The 21,633-nt window shown below is 41.3% G+C and carries 20 protein-coding genes; 3 read left to right on the forward strand and 17 right to left on the reverse strand.

Going from position 1 to position 21,633, the window contains the following annotated elements; genetic code table 11:
• Positions 1-61: 61 nt before the first annotated feature.
• The 17 genes from A2W93_06265 to A2W93_06345 all read right to left on the reverse strand — a co-directional run bounded on the left by A2W93_06265 (position 62) and on the right by A2W93_06345 (position 16,544).
• Entirely contained in the window at positions 62-271 is a 210-nt protein-coding gene (locus tag A2W93_06265; GenBank protein OFY53224.1) for a hypothetical protein, read from the reverse strand.
• A 59-nt stretch (positions 272-330) separates the two neighbouring features.
• Positions 331-1,290 (reverse strand): hypothetical protein, encoded by a 960-nt coding sequence (locus tag A2W93_06270; protein OFY53225.1) that lies wholly within the window; start codon positions 1,288-1,290, stop codon positions 331-333.
• A gap of 17 nt (positions 1,291-1,307) precedes the next feature.
• Complete coding sequence (locus A2W93_06275; GenBank protein ID OFY53226.1) at positions 1,308-1,778, reverse strand: hypothetical protein; 471 nt, start codon at positions 1,776-1,778, stop codon at positions 1,308-1,310.
• Between the two features lie 17 nt (positions 1,779-1,795).
• Positions 1,796-2,080, reverse strand: coding sequence for a hypothetical protein (locus tag A2W93_06280; GenBank protein ID OFY53227.1), 285 nt, complete (start codon positions 2,078-2,080; stop codon positions 1,796-1,798).
• A 73-nt stretch (positions 2,081-2,153) separates the two neighbouring features.
• Positions 2,154-2,912, reverse strand: coding sequence for a hypothetical protein (locus tag A2W93_06285; protein ID OFY53228.1), 759 nt, complete (start codon positions 2,910-2,912; stop codon positions 2,154-2,156).
• Positions 2,909-4,237 (reverse strand): hypothetical protein, encoded by a 1,329-nt coding sequence (locus A2W93_06290; GenBank protein OFY53229.1) that lies wholly within the window; start codon positions 4,235-4,237, stop codon positions 2,909-2,911. Before A2W93_06290 ends, A2W93_06285 begins: the two co-directional genes overlap by 4 nt.
• 264 nt (positions 4,238-4,501) lie before the next feature.
• Entirely contained in the window at positions 4,502-4,843 is a 342-nt protein-coding gene (locus A2W93_06295) for a hypothetical protein (GenBank protein ID OFY53230.1), read from the reverse strand.
• Positions 4,844-5,113: 270 nt separating this feature from the next.
• Positions 5,114-7,582: a hypothetical protein gene (locus A2W93_06300; GenBank protein OFY53231.1), complete on the reverse strand. Its 2,469-nt coding sequence runs from the start codon at positions 7,580-7,582 to the stop codon at positions 5,114-5,116.
• A 116-nt stretch (positions 7,583-7,698) separates the two neighbouring features.
• Entirely contained in the window at positions 7,699-9,021 is a 1,323-nt protein-coding gene (locus tag A2W93_06305; protein ID OFY53232.1) for an RIP metalloprotease RseP, read from the reverse strand.
• A 1-nt stretch (position 9,022) separates the two neighbouring features.
• Positions 9,023-10,177, reverse strand: a complete 1,155-nt coding sequence (locus A2W93_06310) for a 1-deoxy-D-xylulose-5-phosphate reductoisomerase (GenBank protein ID OFY53233.1) — start codon at positions 10,175-10,177, stop codon at positions 9,023-9,025.
• Entirely contained in the window at positions 10,177-10,965 is a 789-nt protein-coding gene (locus A2W93_06315; GenBank protein ID OFY53234.1) for a hypothetical protein, read from the reverse strand. Before A2W93_06315 ends, A2W93_06310 begins: the two co-directional genes overlap by 1 nt.
• Before the next feature lie 249 nt (positions 10,966-11,214).
• Positions 11,215-11,433 (reverse strand): exodeoxyribonuclease VII small subunit, encoded by a 219-nt coding sequence (locus tag A2W93_06320; protein OFY53235.1) that lies wholly within the window; start codon positions 11,431-11,433, stop codon positions 11,215-11,217.
• On the reverse strand, positions 11,430-12,830 hold the full coding sequence (locus A2W93_06325) for an exodeoxyribonuclease VII large subunit (GenBank protein ID OFY53236.1): 1,401 nt from the start codon (positions 12,828-12,830) through the stop codon (positions 11,430-11,432). The genes A2W93_06320 and A2W93_06325 overlap by 4 nt, the downstream gene beginning before the upstream one ends.
• Positions 12,831-13,203: 373 nt before the next feature.
• A complete protein-coding gene (locus A2W93_06330; protein ID OFY53237.1) occupies positions 13,204-14,298 on the reverse strand; it encodes a dehypoxanthine futalosine cyclase in 1,095 nt (364 codons plus the stop codon).
• The gene (locus A2W93_06335; protein OFY53238.1) at positions 14,299-15,003 is read right to left on the reverse strand and encodes a hypothetical protein; all 705 of its coding nucleotides are present in this window, start codon (positions 15,001-15,003) and stop codon (positions 14,299-14,301) included.
• A gap of 35 nt (positions 15,004-15,038) precedes the next feature.
• On the reverse strand, positions 15,039-15,977 hold the full coding sequence (locus tag A2W93_06340; GenBank protein OFY53239.1) for a hypothetical protein: 939 nt from the start codon (positions 15,975-15,977) through the stop codon (positions 15,039-15,041).
• 75 nt (positions 15,978-16,052) lie between these two features.
• Positions 16,053-16,544, reverse strand: a complete 492-nt coding sequence (locus tag A2W93_06345) for a hypothetical protein (protein ID OFY53240.1) — start codon at positions 16,542-16,544, stop codon at positions 16,053-16,055.
• A 159-nt stretch (positions 16,545-16,703) separates the two neighbouring features.
• Between A2W93_06345 and A2W93_06350 the strand changes: the two genes are divergently transcribed.
• The 3 genes from A2W93_06350 (at position 16,704) to A2W93_06360 (ending at position 21,630) form a co-directional block, all read left to right on the forward strand.
• Positions 16,704-18,149: a hypothetical protein gene (locus tag A2W93_06350; protein ID OFY53241.1), complete on the forward strand. Its 1,446-nt coding sequence runs from the start codon at positions 16,704-16,706 to the stop codon at positions 18,147-18,149.
• 97 nt (positions 18,150-18,246) lie between these two features.
• Positions 18,247-19,107 carry a hypothetical protein gene (locus tag A2W93_06355; protein ID OFY53242.1) on the forward strand — a complete coding sequence of 287 codons (861 nt, stop codon included), beginning with the start codon at positions 18,247-18,249 and terminating at the stop codon, positions 19,105-19,107.
• A 51-nt stretch (positions 19,108-19,158) separates the two neighbouring features.
• Complete coding sequence (locus tag A2W93_06360; GenBank protein OFY53243.1) at positions 19,159-21,630, forward strand: hypothetical protein; 2,472 nt, start codon at positions 19,159-19,161, stop codon at positions 21,628-21,630.
• Positions 21,631-21,633: the final 3 nt, after the last annotated feature.

Here is a 21,633-nt window from a genome sequence, read left to right on the forward strand (position 1 = left end):
CAGCTGATTAGTGATGCATCAAATGAGCTGTATAGCTGTCCTGATGTGCGATGCAGCCACTTCATTCTGTTTCCGACTTTATCCAATCAGTATCAATAACAGGCCAATCCAAATCAATAACAGGCCAATCCAATGTAATTTCCGGCCAATCCATTTTTGGAAAGTCCCAATCCATCTTTGGAAAGTCGAATTCCACTTTCGGTATTTCCAAATTGATTTTCGGTAATTCCAAATCGAATCTGATTTCTTCAAATCTTGTTTCTTCATGCATATATTTTCTATTGTGTAGGGTAAGAAATCATACCCATTTGATTAGGGTAATAAAAAGGGTTAGGCTGTCCGGTGATATAACATTGCATCCTGCAGCAAGGGTGATAAATCGTATTTACTTGTTATATCAGTTGAAATTTGCTTCAGTAGCTTTCTTATTTGCGCCCTGCGGGCTTTTTTGTCATTTGGTGATAGTACTTCATCGGGTATCTGATTAAGTATGCCGTAGGCTAAATCTTTGGGTGATTTACCAATGTTTCCGGATACTTCAGCTAATGCGAGCATGAGCAAATTATCTGTTTTGAGGTGTTTTTTATTCATGGGTATTTCAACTGATTTGATGAAAGAAAGTCGGCTATATTGGTACAGGAAATTTTCTTCAGTCTTGCGTATGAAATCAGGCCGAAACAGATCAGAAAGAATGATTCCTGCACCCTTATTGATTGCCATGTGTGGCTTTAAATAGTGAGCCTCCACCTTTACCCAATCAGCCTTTCTGTCGAATCCTGCGGCCTCAATTTCATGCTGTGTGCCTTTGTCTAAATTCTGAAAGATCCTGGCCTTTGCATTATACATTTTTACTTTACAGGCCGAATCGCTGAAGTATCTGCCATTGTCATATATTACTGACTTCATGCCCTTGGCTGATGAATGAGCGGATATAATCTGATTTGCCGGCAGCGATGTATTTACGATTGCGCCAAATTCCATCACATCCACAATAGCATCGGATATTTTCACTTTTAATAAGTCTGCCATGTAATCCAGTCCGGTATTATATTCGGCCATCGTAATACTGAAGTTGTGGCCATTTACCCAATACGGCACACTGCCGGTGATCCGCATTAGTTTGTTATCCTTATTGTATTGTAGTTTCATTGGCTTAATGCCCGGGATCAGGTAGTGTTCACAATTACGGCTGCTTGCGATATGTTCCAAATTTGACAAATTAATATTATCTTTGTGCAGCTGTTTTGTTATGCCGATATAGTCATACATCGCATTCATGCAGTATCCCATTGAAAGGTGCAGCCCGATTAAGGATTGCACCTTTTGATTTTATATAAATACTCAAATGCTTCGGGCAGTTTCTTCAGCATACCCGGAAAGAAATGCAATTCGATTTCATCCCATGCGGAGGTGCTGCAATAAAGAATCACCAAATCACCGGTTTCCGATATCTTGCCGCTATTATTGGAAATGCCGATGCTGCCATATCCTATAAACAAGGGACAATCGGGATATTGATAAATGCTTGTATGTACATTGAAAGGATAATTCAGCTTGTATACTGCACTTTCTTTCTTGGTGAAAGTCGCTTTTATTTGGCCGACTGGCTTATGCAAATGATTTCCGGTCTGCCGTATCACTGCAAATGCATCCTGTGTAATACAAATTCTGTTTGGCAGTAAATCAGTACCGGATTGATAATAGTAACTTGTGGAGGTGCCGGGCTTCAGCTTGTATATGGCTGTGCGGTGCATTGCTGCGATAAAGTCATTTTTCATATCAGTATCCCTCCCGATTATTTAATGATATTACCTTGCATGAATGCATCCAAATCCGACCGCCTGACATAGATTTTTCGGCCAAATTGACTAAATGGCAATGCCTTTTTGTTTCGGTAATTCTGCCATGTTTTACGGCACACTCCCAATTCTTTCCGGGCTTGCTCACTTTCGAGCCATTCGGCCATGAAAGATTCTTTTTTATTATCAAAGATTGCCGACCGTATTAATTTAATATCGGCTTCGAGCTGTTGCAATCTTATTTCCGGGATTGCAGTAATTGAAATACTTGCTGTTTCCATATTGGTACTGGTTTTAATTGATTATTCCAGTACAAATGTAAGTCATTGAATATAAACAAGTTGATATAAAACTCTATTCTTTTTTAGCTGTTTTATATATTTTTTGTTGATAATTACTGATTAGGCTTCTAATATACTTAATGCCATCGGCTTTGGTTTCCTTTTCAATGCCATACCCATATAATAAAAAGAGATCATAGATAAAGCCTGCATTTTGATCGGAAATTATTTTGTTAGTGTTGGCCGATATTTCATCTGTCAGCAATCCATTAAGATCATTTGCAAATGCCGCTAAAGCTGCCCGGATATTCTTTCTGCCGGTTTTATTCGAATTCGGCTTGCTGTTTTCATTATAGTTTTCCAATTCTTTAATTATGCCATCCACAAATTTGGCACCCTTAGATTCCATGTATCCATCTATTAAATTCTGAATAAACATCGAATCTTTAATTGTTATTTTCTTTTCAATGCCACCATCCAAATATGATATCTGCATTGCGAAATCTTGGGTTTTTTTGCTTGATTCAAAGTAGTTTTCTAACAAATGGCAAAGCCGAATTAGTGTATTATTAAATTCATTTGTATATTGTATGCTATCATATTGGGTGCCCAATATTGTATTATTTATTCTGCTTGAATTAATGATTCCCATATAGATTATAACATCTCTTTTATAGGCCGGCAGTGCGTATGAATCAAATAGGCTTTTTGTTAGATATTCAAAATATTCCCATCCCAATTTGTACGCAAATTCAATGTAGCTTGCATCGACTTCCTGTGAAAAGTATTTCAGCAATAGATCCCGGGCAAGTTTGTTTCTGTCATTTTTCATTCAAATATCCTTTCCATGCTTTCATCCATACTTTCACTGTCGAATTCCTGTAAGTAAGTTTCCGTAATTTTAATACTGCTATGCCCTAACATCTTTGAAACATCATAAACACTGATGCCCTTTTGCCGGGCTATATTGCTGAATGAATGCCGGCTGATGTGAAATGATATCTTTTTTGAAATCCCGGCCAATTCGGCCAGTTTCTTCAGCTGCTTATTGATTGCTGCATTCTTTGCGCTGATATCCTTATACATCATTACTTGAATATCTGCCGGCAGCGATGCCCTTTCTTGCTCATTGCCTGCTATTGCATAAGGTGCAGCATTATTCAGCAATGGAAAGATATATTCATTTGCTTTTGATGCCTTGCGCTTATAAAATTTCAGAATTTCCAATGCTTTTGGCTGCAGTTTTATGGACTTGGTTTGTTTTGTTTTGGACATCTGATATCCCAACCTGCCCGCCTTGGAAATAGAATTCCACTTCAGCGACATTAAATCACCCGCCCGGATTCCGGCACAATAGAAAGAAAACATGAAGTAATTTCGGGAATGCCACATCGGGCTGTATTTAGCCAATTCAAGCCCATTTAAGACATCTATTTCTTCAGCTGTTAGCTTTTCTTTGGTGGTCTTGGTTTCTTTCGGCCTATGTACTAAAAATGGGTTATCTGCGGCATTCATCAGGCCATTATTTATTGCTTCATTTACGATTGATCGAAATACTATCAAATGCCGGGCTACGGTGTTCTTATGCAGCATGAATTGTGGCTGCCTTGAATTTGGCTGCTTTTTCAAATAGCTTTCAAATCCGGTGATCAGTTTTAAGGTGATTTCTGCAAAGGTCAAATCCTTTCCTTTAAGATATGCCTGCAATTTACTGATGAAGCTTTTGTATTTCTTGTAATTCCTATACCCGCCCGAATCATAGAAATATTGCGCCCGCATATTTGCGTACTGAAAGAATGAATCCGAATCACTGCCGGCAATTCTTGATATAATCACTTCGGGTGTGGCTATACCTGATTTTTTTATATCCCTTTGATGCTGCTTGGCCTTTTCAATTTCCTGTTCGATTGAATCATTATAGGCCTTGGCTTTTGGGTGTTCGGTAATCCATTTGCCATATTTGGCTTTCTTTAGAAAATACCTTGCTTTTTCTAACCTTATATCTAATTTCAGCTTTCGATGCTTTCTGTTTTGGGTGATCCGCAGATATAGATTGAATGTGCCATCCTTATTTGCCCTATCTGATAGCATCACATTGTATGTAATATTATCAGCCTTGGCCTTTTTAATTTCGCTGTTTGCCATTTTGATTTTCATTAAGTATCCCGATTCAAAGATACAAAATTTAAGGTCTGCGGAAACATTGCGGAAACATTATTTACATTTAATTACATTTTAAGATATTCTATTATCACTTCAGTATGAATATAAATATTATCTTTGCGGTTGTATATCAGTAATATAAGGAAATGCCAAATTTGCTTGCGAAGTAATAAAAAGTAATATTAGTATCCCGGCCTCGGGTACAGTAACAAAAAAGAGGATTTGCAATGCAAATCCTCTTTTTTTTCATAATGCGGGTCAGATTTTCAGCCCGTATTTTTGCTGAATAAATGTGCCGATTTCGGTCTCCAGCTGTTTCTGGTTCTTGTGAAAAACGATGAAATAAACAATCAGCGGAATCAGAAAACCAAGCAGGAAAATACAAAGCATGAAAAGCAATGTGCCTCCCATTGTTGGGAAACCGCCATTGATAACGACTTTCGATTTTCTTAAAAGGATATTCGCGCCGGTGCTACCGTTTTTGCGGGCCACAAGAAAATTCTTTGTCTTCACGTGAAAAGCATACTGCGGAAACTGGTTCTCGACATCAGCTTTCAACTGTTCAAATGTGATCTGGTTTTCAGGAATTTTTATTCTCATAGGTTTTGTGTTTGGGCCAAAGATAAAGAACAAATGTGTTTCTGATGCAAATGGCCTCGTGCAATAACAAATATTTATTGTGGGGTGGGTGTTGGAAGAGCTTTGTTTTTTTTCACTGCGTTGAGAAATCGCTATGTGATGAACAGCCAATCTCTCTGCGTCGATGAAATCGACCTGAGTGCATTGGCTAGTACGTGTCTTCCTCAACGCAGAGAGCTCGCTCCGCGAGTCACGTGACACAGCCGCGAGGCACTCAGGTTGAGGAAGGAGCTACTCCTTCACCACCCGGAAATACTCCGGGCTGTTTTGAGCGTCAACGCGTATCAGATAAATGCCTGGCAAAATATTCTGCAGATCAATGCTGAATGGCTCTGAAAGGTGATTGCAGCTGTATGCTGCTATGATTCGACCGGTAAGATCGCACAGATAAATGTTGGCTGGAACATCCTGGCTACCCACCACCAACACATTTTCCTGTGCGGGATTCGGGTAGGCGATAATCCCATTCGCGCCTTCATTGCAATTGACAGTTACCGGTCCGAAATATTCAAATTTTCCATCGAAATCCGTCTGCTTCAACCGGTAATACGATGTCCCCGACATGGGCTCCACATCTTCGAATTCATAATTGACCAGCTCATTGGAATTACCCGCACCATCTACTGTTTCAATTGACACCCAATCTTCGGCATTGATGCTTTTCTCAATGGTGAAATAATCATTATTGGTTTCGGTGGCGGTGGTCCAGGAGAGGGTTATTTTATTATTCTTGTTGAGAGCTGCCAATTCAATTATCTCAACTGGCAGTGGTCCGTTTGTAATACCGATTGCAAATTCAGAAAAAGAGGTTAATCCATTTCTTTGGGCATATCCAATTTCAAGAGTACTACTATATTCATGAATTCTTCCTGATGTCCCTGCAGTATTTAGAGTTCCGTTGCCATTTGTCCAGTCACTGCAGAGTGAGCTTCCATCTATTCGTTTTAATAATCCATATTTGTTATTTACTGGCACAGGGGCTCCTGTGAATCCATAAATATATCCTCGGGCATTATAGGTGGTAGAAGTTATTCCAGCATCAGGAATCACGCTCCACCATCCTTCGGGATGAAGTTGATTATAGTTTATTCCATCATCCCATGCATTAATTAATGTGCCACTGCAAACATCAGGATTAAAAACTGTGTTGAAATTCACTTTGATATTACATGGGCTTGCTGCAACAGATAATAACTGGATTTGAAAATGACGGTATTTCGGGTAATCACTTGCAAAAGTTGTTACATCTGTTCTGCCAACAGGGAACTCATAATACAGTCCCGAACTACAGGCCCTTTTCAAATTTCCAGAAACCCATCCTACTGTCGATGAAAAACCAACAGTATTGTATGTCAAAGACGAAGGAGTTGTGTTACTTAAATATAAAATATAAGAATTCGTTTTGAGAATGCCTCTGCGAAGCGACAATGTGCCACTAACATTAACATTATCGTTAATTGTCACTACATCCTCTCTATATAAATCCAGACTATTTAAAAATCCAGTTGATCCTCCAGCTGGCGAAAATCTTAAGAGAGGTTGCATGATGTTGACTGATGTGTTTTCAGAACTTACAGTTGATACAACTCCAGCAGTATTGTCTGCACAAATTGTTGAAGCCCCTATGTAGCCGTGAACAGCCAGATTACTGGAACTTGAAGTTTTAATATAGCTGTTTCCAGTATATTTGATCGTTCCGCGGATAAATAATTTGGCACTGCCAATATTTATGAAAGATGAAGTATTAGCGAGGTTTAATATGCTTGTTGAGTAACAATATGTTGAATACAATAAAACACATAATGCATTGGTGTTGCTAATTTTTAATGTGTGATAAGTTCGCTGTGAGTATAAACCAAAAGAAATGTCTGAAGTACCATAATACTCAACGGTTCCCCCATATGTTGAATTGAAACCGAAAAAGTTATTTGCAGCTGACCAGGTATTATTGGAGGGAATATAGGCAGTTTGCGATCTGATTAGTCCTGTTGAGGTTCCTGAGGTGACCATAATAAATCCGAAGTCAAAGTTGTAATAATTTGAAGAAGTCAATATTCCATTGCACTCAATGGTCCCATCCATTGGATTTGTTGTGTTTGAGCCGGTTCCTGTATAATTCAATTTTGCACTCGAGTGATTAATATTAACAACTCCTGTAGTTGAAACAATTATATTGCTTTTATTATTAATTTGACCACCGCCAATTCCTGCAGCTCCAAGGTTAAGTGTTCCGTTAACAACAAGTGAGTTTCCACTAGTATTGGTTAAGGAAATTGTTCCGCCATTTACATTCAAAGTTCCACCAGAATTAATTGTAATGCTGGAACAGGTAAAAGTTCCTCCTGTAATTGTGAATACTCCACCGCTGTTTATAACTAAGGCGCCAACGGTCCCATTTGTACTGCATTTCCAGGTCCCATTTACTGTTAATGATCCTGAGGTGTTTAATGTTGTGAGATTGTAAGTAACGACATGCCCTGCTGAAATCAACATACTGTGGCTTGTGCTTCCTGTTGGGAATAGTGCATTACAGCCAGTTCCAGTATTCCAATTACCAACAACACCTGGCCAGATCATTGTTGCGCAAGAAGTATATGTAGCTGCACCAGAGCTAAAACACAAGGCCATCAATATGCAAACCAATGTAAATTGCTTATGCATTTCTCTGACATAAAATGAAATAGCTCCTGTAATTTTCATAAGCAGATGGTTTTGAAGAGATTTTCTGGCAAAATCAATCCCACAAATATACACCCCCACCCACGCGCATGCAACACCTTTAACAATAAAGGTGGGTTACAAACGGTTAACAGAGCTTAAAAAAGTTTCAGGATATCGTTGAGGTTGGCCCAGACCAAAAGCGTGAGCAGAAGCCCAAACCCGATGTATTGGGCAATTTCGAGCACCTTTTCCGAAGGCTTTCGGCCGGTTATCATCTCAATGAGTACAAACATTACATGACCTCCGTCGAGTGCCGGAATGGGGAGAATGTTGAGCACAGCAAGCATGAGCGACAGAAAGGCGGTCAGATTCCAGAAGGCCTGCCAGTCCCAGACACCCGGGAAAATCTTGCCCATGGTGATGAATCCACCTACATTTTCATAGGCGCGCACATCACGGTTAAACATGAGCTTGAGCTGTTTCCAGTATTCCGATATCTTGGTGCCGGCTTTGCTGAATCCTGCCGGAATGGCTTCCCAAAAGGTGTAGTCGTGCGTTGCAATATTGAAAAAGCGGTTCAGGTCGGTCACAATCATCACTTCGAGCTGGCCTTTGTCGTTTACCTTGACCGGATAAGTCAAATCTTCGGTGCCTCTGAGAACGCGCAGCGTGATTTCCTGGTTTTTATATTTTTCAACTTCAGCTTTAAACTCATCATGGTAATGAATCAGTTTTCCATTGACTCCAATCACGCGGTCGCCTTTATTAATCTTTGATGCGGCATTAACGGAGCCGGGCACAATGCTGTCGATGATCATCGGCATACGCGGCATAATCATGTTGGCGCGCTCCGAATCGATCATTTTCTTTAGAAAGTCACTTGGAATATCCAATACTTTTTCGGTGTCATTGCGAACAACCGTCAGTGTTTTTGCGTTTTCAAGCAACATGTTGGGAACAATATCGAAAAAGTCTTCAATAACAATATTGTCCACTTTCATGATTTTGTCGCCGGTGCGAAGTCCGGTCTGCATGGCCAGTGAATCAACGGCAATACCATCCTTCAATTCAGCATTGGGCAAATATTTTTCACCCCAGGCTGCCAGCATAATTATGTAGATAAGTATGGCGAGAATTACATTCATCATAACGCCGGCTACCATGATTATAAAGCGCTGCCAGGCTTTCTTGCTGCGGAATTCCCACGGCTGAGCCGGTTGTTTCATCTGCTCCTTGTCCATCGACTCGTCAATCATCCCAGAGATTTTCACATAGCCACCGAGGGGCAGCCAGCCAATTCCGTATTCGGTATCGCCCCGCTTAAATTTAAACAGCGAGAACCAAGGGTCAAAAAACAGATAGAATTTTTCCACCCTTGTTCCAAACATGCGGGCAGTAATGAAATGTCCGAATTCATGCAGGATAACAAGAATTGAAAGACTGAGAAGGAGTTGAACGATTTTGATGAATATTTCCATTTTACTTGAGATTCAAAGTTTGACAATAGGCGCGGGTTTCGAGATCGAGTGCCAGATATTCTTCGATGCTGGCAGGTACACCCGCAGAAATGTTGTTGAGTGCAGACTCCGACATTTTTTGCATGCCGGTGAATGAAATTTTATTATTTAGAAAAAGCTCGACAGCGACTTCGTTCGAAGCATTGAGTACGCAAGGTGCGCCGCCACCTTTATTCAGCGCTTCAAAGGCAAATTGGAGGTGACGAAATGTGGTAGTATCGGCTTTTTCAAAGGTCAGCGACCAGATGTCTTTTATGCCTTCGGTTTGAAAAGGTGCTGGTATGCGTTCCGGCCAGGTGAGTGCATACAGAATGGGCAGACGCATGTCGGGGCGGCTCATCTGTGCTTTTACCGAACCATCGACAAACTGCACCATCGAATGAATAATGGATTGCGGGTGAATGACGACATCGATTTTTTCTGCCGGAACATTAAAAAGCCAGCGTGCTTCGATCACCTCAAACCCTTTGTTCATCATGGTTGCTGAATCGATGGAAATTTTATTTCCCATGCTCCAAACCGGGTGTGCAAGCGCTTGTTCACGAGTTACATTTTGCAGCTGATCCATATTGAATCCGCGGAACGGACCACCGGATGCTGTCAGAATTATTTTTTGAATAGTAGCCGACGATTCACCTTGCAAACATTGCATGATGGCCGAATGTTCGCTGTCGATGGGAATAATGGCAGCGCGGTTTTCGATGGATGTTTTTGCAATAAGTTCACCAGCCACAACCAGCACTTCCTTGTTGGCAAGGGCAAGTTTCTTTCCGGCTTTCAATGCGGCATAGGCGGGTGCAAGTCCTGAAATTCCCACCAGGGCCAGAACCACCGTATCGACTGATTCAACGGTTGCTGCCTCTGCGATGGATTTGCTGCCGCAGAAAACCTTGATATCGGTATTTTTTAAGGCTTCGGAAACAACGTCATATTGCGATTCGTCGCCTATGACAACCATGTTCGGATTGAATTCCAGCGCCTGTCGAATGAGCTCTCCGCCTTGTTTTCCGGCTGTCAGTACTTCAACTTCGAAGCGATCAGGAAATTTTCGGCAAACATCCAGTGTTTGCAGGCCGATAGAACCGGTTGAACCAAGTATGGCTAATCGCTGCTTCATCAGAAAGTAATATAATTTTCGGGGTTCACCGGTTGCAGGTTAATCCAGAGTTCAAAATGCAAATGAGGTCCAGTAGAATTTTCACCCGAATTTCCAATGACGGCAATCGGATCGCCTGCGCGGATGGTTTCGCCTTGCTTTACAAATAGCGAAAGATTGTGCATATACACTGAAATAACTTTTCCGGGATGCAGGATGATGAGCGTGTTTCCGCCGGAAAGAGTCCAGTCGGAGAAAAGCACCGTTCCTTCAGAAATGCTGCTGATAAGACTGCCTTTCGGAGCACTGATATCAATGGCGTAATGCCTGTTTGCAGGCGTATATTTACTTACAATACTTCCTTCAAGTGGAGTAAGAAAATAAAGTCCTGTGGCGTCTGTGTTTTCTGAAACAACGCTGCTGGTACTGCTTTCGGAGTAATTGGAATAATTGCTGACGAGAATATTTGAATCTGCATCGGTCAGAACAGCAAAGAAATTACGAAAATACACATCGCGTGCAACCAGCTCCTGTTCAAGACTATCGGATTTGAGCGAGAGTTCGTACACCATTTCCCGAGCTTCAACATTGCCGTAACCCGGGATGTACTCACGTATTGGAGTGAATGCGATCAGAAAAACGGTCAGGGTTATTAAAAGAAACGAAAGCAGGGCAAATACTACAAATACGTTCAGACGCGACAGCTTGAGAGAGAATTTTTCTTCAAAGGTGCTGTCATTCATAATCACAAGCCGGTATGGTATCCGCAGCTTGTGAAGCAGTCGTTTGAATGCATTGTCTTTTTTCATTTGCTTTTTAAGAAGAGGTGCAAATATCGTTAAAATTTTCCATTTGGGGCTAATCCTGAAACAATATCGCACAACTGCTTTATTCAAATTCATGCAGAAGTGCAAAACCGATATTCCATCGTTCGGAGGGAATCGCAGAATATGGAATCGTCGGTTTTGCTGCAAACATAACGATTCCATATCCTCTGGCTCCTGCGTCGCCATCAGACGATGGAATATTATGTTTGCCTGAAAACGATCGATATTTTTTTATTGGCTTTCGCTACCATCCGACATCTCTTTCAATTTCGACAACACGGTGTTAATCTCCGTTTCGGTGTTCAGCAGCCGCTTGCGGCAGAACTGAATCAACTCGGCAGCACGCTTTACCTTAACAATCAGCTCATCCGGATCCGGGTTGTCGTTTTCAATGGCGTTCACAATTTCCTCAAGCTCCGCCATGGCTTCGGAATACTTTTGTTCACTCATTTTTTATCTTTTTTATTTTTCTGAACAATGGATTTGACGCGGCCGTCAAGAAGCACCGTTTCAATTTCGCTTCCGTCTTTAAGAGCTTTGCCGCTTTTCACAATCTTACCTTCATGCAATGTGATGGAGTATCCGCGACGAAGAATATTTTGCGGATCGAGCATCGTCACTTTGCTTTCCAGAATATCGAGTGTTGAATTATTCTTCCGGATAAAACTCTGAAAATGCTGACTTAGCGATGAGTTTAGCATATCGGTGCGGTGCTGTTGTGTCATAATAACCCGCTGTGAAGCCGTCCGGAGTTCAGCAGCGCTTGAATCAAGTTTTGTTGTTGCAGCTGCAACTTTCTGAAATGATTTCTGCTGAATAATGTTTCCGGCCTGCATCAGAAAGTCTTTTTGTTGCTGAAATTCTTCGCGGGCGATTTCGGAAACCGATTGCGCCAAATCCTGTAAAAACTGCTCTTGTTCGGCTATAGTCATAAGTGCTTGAGCGCTTAGTTGCGCAGTGAGATCCTGCAGTCGCATCAGTTGTTCCGAAAACTTTCCGACAACAAAATAGGCTACATCGGTCGGTGTAATCTTGTTTGTATGTGCAACCATTTCGGTCACCGTTTCATTCGTTGAGTGCCCGATTCCAGTGATAACCGGCAGCTGACATTCGCACACTGTGCGGGCCAGCGCATAATCGTCGTAGCAGTCCATTCCGGTGTCATCGCCGCCGCCGCGAATGATGAGAATGGCATCGAATTCATCAGCGCGCTTTCCAATCTGTAGAATTCGCGACGCAATGGTTTCGGCTCCGCGAGCGCCTTGCAGCACTGCTGTAAATAATGTCATTTTTATTTTATAGGCGGCACCTGCTGTGAAAATAATATTTTTCAAATCGTGCATACCCCTGCTGGTAGCGGCACTGATGATGGCCAGTCGTCCGGGAATTTCAGCAAGAGAAATCTGTTTGTTTAAAAAAAACAGCTCCTCTGTTTTCAGTTTTTCAATGGTTTTTTTGCGTTCCATCGCCATCTGACCGAGCGTGTATTGCGCGTCGATGTCAATGATGCGGAGCCGCATTCCGAATTGTTCATGAAATCGAATTTCGGCGCGAAACAAAATCTCAATACCGTCGGAGAGTGTTTTGCCAGTGACCTGACGAAAGTTTGTGGCAATTCGTTGCAGGTCGTCGGCCCAGATCATTGATTGACATTTGGCGGTGACTTTCCCATTGGTTTTTTCCACCAGCTCCGGAAAAGCATGGCCCGATGCCGAATAGTGATTCAGCTTGAGCATGTCGGCTTTGATCCATATCGGCATCGAAAACTCACGGGCAACAACAATCCGAACCTGCGACAGAATCTCGCTCAGAGTCAGGAATTTGTTGGTGTTGTTTGCCGCAGGCATGTAAATTAAATTTGTTTGTAAAGATAGCAAATTCTCAAGTCAACAAAGATGAAAAATATCAGGTCCGTACGGTGATGTTAGGTTCAATCTCTCTGCGAGAAAATCCTCAGCGTCGTTGCAATCTCAGCGCGTTGTCTTTTGAGCGATGCAGCGTTTTCTTCAACCTCTCTGCGACTTTGCGCCCTCTGCGCGCGATTTTCGAGCGACCAACTGAATCAGTCTTCATCGCAGATGAAGGGTGATTCTATTAGCGTTAATCGAAGGGTTATATCGAGTAATAAAAAATGATTTTCGCGTGAATTTGCGTCATTCGCGGAAGAAAGATGTTTGTGTCTTCACGTAAAACGTGACACGTCGTGCCCTTGTGGCGAAATTACTCTGCGTCTGTAAAGTCCTGATTTCTCCGACGTGGCCCAAACCCTGAATCGCTGATCAGCTGCTGCATTTCATCAGCATGCATTCGATACGATGCGCCGGCCGATGACACTACATTTTCTTCAATCATGATGCTGCCCAGATCGTTGGCGCCCGCATAAAGACAAACCGCAGCCGTTGTTTTTCCTACCGTCAGCCACGATGCCTGAATGTTCGGAATATTGTTCAAAACCAATCTGGCCGTGGCAATCAAACGTATGTATTCAAGCGGTGTTGGAAAGTTTTGTACCAGTCCTTCTTTCATGAGTGTCGTATCTTTTCCGTAAAACGGCCAGGGAATGAACGATAAAAATCCAGGCGCACCTGTGGGTTTTTCTTTTTGTAAATCTCTGATACGAATCATGTGCTCAATGCGCTCTTCTATGGTTTCCACATGACCAAACATCATGGTAGCTGATGTAATCAACCCAAGTTTATGTGCAGCACGCATCACTTCAATCCAGCCATCAGCGCTGATTTTAGAAGGTGATACAATCTTCCGCACGCGATCACTCAGTATTTCAGCTCCGGCACCCGGAAGGCTGTCGAGGCCTGCATTCATCAATGTTTGCAGAACTTCTGTGTGTGACAATTTTTCGGTACGCGCCATAAAATCCACTTCGGCGGGACTCAATGCATGTAATTTTAATTCCGGAAATGCTGATTTCATCCAGCGAAATAGATCACAATGAAATTGCAGATCCAGCGCAGGATTCAGGCCGCCCTGCAACAACAATTGATTGCCGCCAAGCGCAAACAATTCGCTGATTTTTTTGCGGTATTCATCTCGTGTTGTAACATAAGCCGAAGTACTGTTTTTTGAGCAGCTGAAGTTGCAAAACCGGCATCCGGTGATGCAAATGTTGGTGATGTTTACATTACGATCGATGATCCATGAAACTTCATTTTCAGGATGTAGCTTCATACGCATTGCATGCGCAGCGACCATCAGCTGAGGAAAGGATGCCTGTTCATAAATTTGCAAAGCGTCTTTTGGAGAAAGTTCTTCTCCATTGAGTGGCTTTGCAAGCAAGGTAGAGCAATCGGTATGCATTTATTTTTTTGTAAACCAGTTGGCTGGTATGAATGAATAACTGGCGGTAAACTGTGCGAACATATTGTTGAGCGAGTAATCGATTTTTTCGTAGTCATCAACAAAAACAGATTCCATTCCGAATGAAATACGGATGTTGATATCGATGCGGTCGCTGGCTTTATAGGTAGTGCCTATCAATGCTCCGTAATCGTATTCTCGAGTATTTTCGGCAAAATCAAGCACTTCTTCACGTAATGCCGGATCGTAACCGACATACCCGGTAGCTGTTGCATGCGTCTCTGTCTGTGCAAGCCAACCATAATATCCACCCACCATTAAAGACCATTTTGACTGACCGATTTTGTACGACAGCAACAAAGGAAATTCAAGATAATAATTATCGAAAGCGCCTTCAGCAGTGCCATTGAAGAATGTTTCCACATCAAGCCAGACATCGGGATACAAAGGATGCTGCATATGGTCGGTATAAGACATGCTGTCGAGCGGAGTGGTGAAATGAGCTCCTTTGCGGTTGTACAGTATTTCTGCCTGAATGCTGAATTTTTCTGAGATTTTGTAATTGACAAAAACGCCCAGATTATGACAGGCGAGCGGCGTACCTTTGGCGCCTTCCGGAATGTTGCCAAGAGGCAGCGGAGCTCCGATGTTGAATCCGATTTTTGGCCCAATGGTCACATCCTGTGCCGACGAATAATTCGGCAAAAAAAAGATACTTAAGAAGGCAACAAAAAAACGCATTATTTGACCAGTTTGCCGCTGAAGGTTTTTTCTCCTTCAACAATTTTGTACAGAAATATTCCGTGATTCAAGAAGTCTGACGACGTCTTGTGATTGAGCTCAGAAGTTGACTTTTTGTAAATTAAACGGCCCGAAACATCGTACAGAAAAATGCTGCGATCAGCATTCGTTCGGAAAGAAAAAATCCAGTTTTCGCCATCGTTCCAAACTTTGCTGAAGGTATTGTCTTCAGCATATCCAACCGGGTAAACAAATTCCACATCGTCAATCATCAACGTGCTTCCAATGCCGCCCTCAAACAGATCGCCGTATTTGCTAGATGCAAAAACCACAGAAACAGTATCGGGCGTTGTATTAGAATAATATATAAAATCAAGATCAAACAAAGTGTAAGAAGATGCAATATTGGCTGAATACATTTCAGCTCTGGCGATTTCCACTCTTTGCATGCCGTCCCAATAGGAAAGGATGGCGTAAATGGCGCAGGTGTCCGGAACAGTGGCGCTTCCATTGTTGTAATTGGCCGGCGTATATTTGTAATATCCCTTAATAGATTTCGGTTTGTCAGTAAACGGAACGCCCCGCAGGGCCTGCGAATTGAATCCATCAGCAACAAATGTTCCTGTGAAAAGATTGCCGGCAGCAGGAACACCAAAAATGCTTTTTGTTTCAAGATGTGCCGCATAGCTTCCACTATTGCAGTCTGAAGTGCGTTCGCAACAGAAATCATTAACAATGGTAGTCGCAGCATTTGAGTTGGCCCAGAAACTTGTTGGCTGATTTTCCCAATAACAATTTGAAGGAAACATTACATTGTAATAATTCTGACTCCAATTTTCGAAATCCATTCCGGCGAGCTGGGTATTCTGAGCTGATACGATGTTTAACAGAGTCAGGAAAAACGCAGTGGGTGCAGAGAATAGTATAAATTTCTTCATGCCGTTTTTTTGCGAAGATAAAAAACATTTATAAAATCACGGCAAATTGCACTAATCTCAGAAAGTCATCCGATTTTAATCCTGTCTTTCAGAGTCTTCAATTTTACACAGTTTGTCCATGACATAAATGTTGATGAGCCAGTAAACGAAAATGAACATAAAGCTATATATCGCGTCAGTAATATAATCAAAAGGAGTTGAATCTAAGCTTGAAACCTGGTATGCGAATGCTACTGAGCCAAAAACGGAAATTATAAATAGGGCAATTATACCAATGGTTTGCTGTCGGATTGTTGTAAACTGATATTTGCAAAAAACAGGAATAACAATAAGTATTTGAAAAAGAATAGCAATAATAAGGCACAATGGGGCATAATAAAGGAAAAAATGTTTGTATCCTAGTGAAAGTGCGTGATTCTGGCCAACAATTATGAAAAACAAAAGCAACATCAGAATATTGGCGAATAATCCTGCGACTACCGGAAAAACAACCTTTATGGCTTTCTCCATTACTTCAGAACCCTTTTTTTGTTGTCTGTTGTCTTTTTCTTTCATTTCTTTTCTCACTAAATTGTCGATATTGATTAATATGCAAAGTTCGGTATTATTCATAATGGCAAGGGTCAGCCTAATGTTATTATCGACAGAGTCTCTAGTTTTACAAAAGGTTTATACAGGAATATTTGACAAGCCTTAATATTTAGTATTTTTGTAAAAACAAAAATCATGGAAGTCAAAATTGGACTATATCGCCGCCGCACTGTAGTAGGCACTACCGTTTATCTGACCGATTCGCCCGAAAGTCTGCCTGCCGGCTTGTTTTCGAAGGAGGAAAAGGCGTATATGAAAACCCGGCTGCGAAAAGACAAAGCTAAAATTGTGTATTTCAACCGACTTCCAAATTTGGACATTGTGGCTTTTATTCCTGAAAAAATCAAGCAGGAATCGGATCTTGAGAAGCTTCGTCGCCTTGGTAACGATGTTGTAAAAATCACGAATAAGGAGAAAATTCAGGAAATATCGCTGGATGTTTATCTCGAAGAACAAGCGCTGACGCAATATTTTCTGGAAGGAATGCTGCTTGGCAATTACGAGTTTCTGAAGTATAAAACAAACAACGAACCCAAGAAGCACCTTAATTCAATTTTGATTCGCCAGACAATGGTGGAACATGTTCATATATTTGAATTGATGCGTATGCATAATGCTGTCTCTTTTGCTCGTGATCTGGTGAATGAGATTCCATCGGCGCTTACTTCTGTTTCGTTTCCTAAGCAGATTGCTTCTTTTCTGAAAGATGTTCCGGTGAAAGTTGAGGTACTTTCAAAACAAAAAATCACAGCGCTGAAAATGGGTGGATTGCTTGGCGTAAACAGGGGCAGCGTTGATGAACCAACTTTTACTATTTTGGAATACAAGCCCAAAAAACATGTCAATAAAAAACCATTTATTCTCGTTGGCAAAGGGGTAATGTACGACACAGGCGGACTGAATCTTAAACCCGGCGCTTCTATGGCCGATATGAAATGCGATATGTCGGGCGGAGCTGCTGTGGCCGGTGCCCTGCAATTAATTGCATCCATGCAGCTGCCGGTTTATGTGGTCGGACTGATTCCGGCTACCGACAATCGTCCGGGAGGCAATGCCTATGCGCCTGGCGACGTGCTCACTATGATGAACGGAAAAACGGTCGAAATACAAAACACCGACGCCGAAGGCCGTCTCATTCTCGCCGACGCACTGGCCTATGCTCAGAAATATGATCCGGCTGTTGTTATTGATATTGCAACTCTCACCGGAGCCGCTCATGCTGCTATAGGTCATTATGCCATTGTTGGTATGGAATCAGGAGCCTCTGGTTATTTCGAACGTCTGCATGCTGCTGCTGAAGAGGTTTTTGAACGTATTGTCGAGTTTCCTTTTTGGGATGAATATGCCGAACAGCTTAAATCGAGTGTAGCTGACATGGCCAATATCGGAGGCAAGTATGCCGGTGCCATCACAGCAGGAAAGTTTCTCGAAAAATTTACCGACTATCCATATATCCATCTCGATATCGCTGGCCCTGCCTTTATGGAAAGCGCCTGGAATTACTGGCCACAGGGCGGAACCGGTGTCGGCGTGCGGCTTTTCTATCAGTTCCTGAAAGACGAAGCGGAGCGAAAGAGATGATATCAGATATTCGATTTGCTCCCGACCGTCCAGAGTCACGAAGTGTCCTGGAAGAGTCGGTGAGAAGAATAACCAGAACCTCCAAATTTTCCAGAATATGAAATATCTTTCATTTTTTCTTCTGCTTATTTCATTTAGCGCAACAGCGCAGAAACCCGCCTATGTGCTTTCAAATCCTGCGGGTAAAGAAGTTGGCTGGACAACATTTATTGATCAGCTCGCTGTTGCCGACATTGTATTTATCGGCGAATACCACAACAACCCGATCTGTCACTGGATGGAATATGAAATTACTGCGGCGCTTCACGAAAAGAAGGCCGGAAAAATTATATTGGGTGCCGAAATGTTCGAAACCGACAACCAGCTATTGCTTGATGAATATCTGGCCGGCAAAATCAAACAGAAAAATTTCGAGGACGAAGCAAAACTGTGGAATAATTATCAGACCGACTATAAACCACTGATTGAATTTGCCAAAGAAAAGAAGCTGACATTTGTAGCTTCAAACATTCCGCGCCGCTATGCGTCGATGGTGGCTGCAGGCGGATTTGAGGCACTTGATTCATTAAGTGCTGACGCAAAAAATTTTATGGCAACATTGCCCATGGCCTACGACGAAAATCTGAATTGCTATAAAAGTATGATGAGTATGGGCGGCATGGGCGGAGGTCACGCAAACGCCAATCTGCCAAAGGCGCAGGCCGCCAAAGATGCAACCATGGCGCAATTCATTCTGCAGAACATGAAACCCGGACACACCTTTATTCATTATAATGGCTCTTTTCACAGCGATTACGGCGAAGGCATTGCATGGTATATTAAAAAGAAAAATTCTGCTTTAAAAATCATAGTCATCTCCGTTTCAGAAGTGGATGACATTCTGAATCCCGCTCCGGAAGACCTGAACAAAGGTGATTTCACCATTCTTGTTCCGGCTTCGATGACGAAGACGTATTGATAGTAGCCTCCTAATAATTCACGGGCTTCATATTTTTCACTACAAACATTGATGAATAGAATAATAATTTTTACTGTTTCTTTATTTGTTGTACGTTTTTTAAATGCTCAACCCTGCGCACTTGAATCTGAAATTGCTGTCCTTAAAATGAATTGCAGCACTCAGAATAGTGCTTCGGATAGTGTTCTGCAAAACTTGAACAAACTTAGTTTTTTATATATAAAACATGGAAACATTGACGAAGCAGTATCACTTAATGATTTTGTAATCAAATCACTTTATAAAAATGGAATAAAAGTAACCCCTGCATTGACTGGAGCATTGGATGTTAAAGGTCACATTTTATATTCTGTGAATGATATTGAAGAAGCAAAGCGTGTGTGGGAACTTTCCTTATCAGTTAAGCGCCGTTTTTTTTCAAACAGGAAAGGCCTGCTTGCCGAAAGTTACAGTAATCTGGCGCGGTGTTTTAATTATATGATTGCCATCGACAGCGCCATGATTTATTCATCAGAGGCAGTTGAGCTAATTAATTCATGCTCCATTGAAGAGCGTAACAAAGTAAATGCTCCGGAGATTTTGCGGACATATGTTTATGCGTACAAAATTTATTATATGCGCGGTAATGAAAAGAAAACTTGTATTCAGGTAGCAGCAAAACTTGACTCTATCGCCGCAATACCGCACCCATGGCTGAATTATTACCTGCCTGATTTTATTCATGACAAGGCAAATGCATTTACTGACCTTGCCCTTCATTTTCGTGATGAGCCTTCCAATAAGAATCCCGATCGTGCATTTTCTGAGTATTGTTATATCAGGGCACAGGAACTTTATGACAGGGAGTTGTATCTTAGAAACAAATTCAATGACAACCCAAATCCGTTATCAACACTGTATTTCACAAAGGCGCTGGTTCAAAAGTATACTTTTGGGAATACGATTGACAATAATTTGAATTGCTTGAGTTATGCGAACCAATCAATTCAGATTCTTAATGAAAACAATGTGTCAGGGAAGCTTGACCGTATGTTTTTTAAAACAGGCAAATTGAATGTGATGATGTTTAAGAGTGATTTTCTTATCAATTTATATCTTCTTCAAAAAAAGAAAGAACATTTGAACGAGTTGTATGCAAATACTTCAGCTGCATATGAAGTATATATTGACTTAATTAATAATCTGAAAACAGACAAACTGGGATCTGTTTTTGAAGTGTATAATTTATTTCAGTTTGATGCTTTGATTTTTGCCGAACTGGAACTGTACAAGTTAACCGGCAATAAAAAATATTTAACGGATGCTTTTTGCCACAGTCAGCAATCGAGATACCTTGATTTGCTTGCTTCCCGGAAGGAAAAACAAAACAGTAAATACAACGAACAATATTTTATTGATGGGATACAAAAAAATATTTTTTTCACTAAATATACAAGGCATGTTTTTCTTGATTATTATTCATCATATTATAATCCTTTCGTGATATTCATTGTGTCAAACGGGGAATTGAACTATTATACCGGAACAAAACCCGATTTTTCTGATTTGTCTGTACTTGCCAATCCTGAATTTATAAACGACACACAAGATTCGGTTTATATTGCTTTGAATTCATTATACAATTCATTTATAAAGCCTGTTTGCGGATATATGATTGGGAAACGATTTGTTCACATCTCCTCTAAGGCTGATTTTTGCAATGTGCCGTTTGATGCATTACTTCCCGATTTAAAAAATAAAAATCATTTTTTTGGTGATGAATACAACATTCAGAATCGCTTTTCCTTATTGATTAATCCACTATTCAGAAAGGACCATTTCGATAGTAATGTAGCGGTTTTTACGGTGAATCCAAGTTATAAGAAGTATCCTGACTTATTGTTCAACCGCAAACTGTGCGATGATTTAAAACATCAATACGATGCTGTTTCGGCAAATCATTTAAAGGAAATTGAAAATTCGAATCCCTATATTTTACAGATAAGTGCGCATGGCTATTTCGATAGCTCGATAATGAAACCAGCATTGCTACTTAATGATTCAGCTGTTGTGACGTATAGTGAAATTGAAAATCTTTTATCAACGCCAATAATTGCCTGCTTGATTATGTGCGAAAGTGGGAAAGGCGTTTTAAAAATGTACGAAGGCTCCGATAACCTTGGACGTAGTTTTGCAGTAAACGGCACTCCTGCTGTTATCACTTCTTTATGGAAAGCTGATGATAAGGCTTCTGCTCTGATAATGTCTTCATTTTACCGCTTTCTGAGCGAGGGATATCCCGTTCACGCAGCTTTGGTTGAGGCAAAAGCTTTGTTCAGGAAAGAACATCCCGAAATGGCTCATCCGTTTTACTGGGCTTCGATACAATGTACAGGCGATAATCTGACTGTTTCATTAAAGAGTACTCAAAGGAAAAATCAGTATTTTGTGTTAGCAGCCGTAGCGGGATCGGCTGTGCTGGCTGGATTGCTGTTGCTGGTGTTTTTACGCCGACGGAAAAAGTTGAGTCAGAATAAGAAATAAAAA

It is taken from the genome of Bacteroidetes bacterium GWF2_43_63 (assembly GCA_001769275.1).
Classification (GTDB): domain Bacteria; phylum Bacteroidota; class Bacteroidia; order Bacteroidales; family DTU049; genus GWF2-43-63.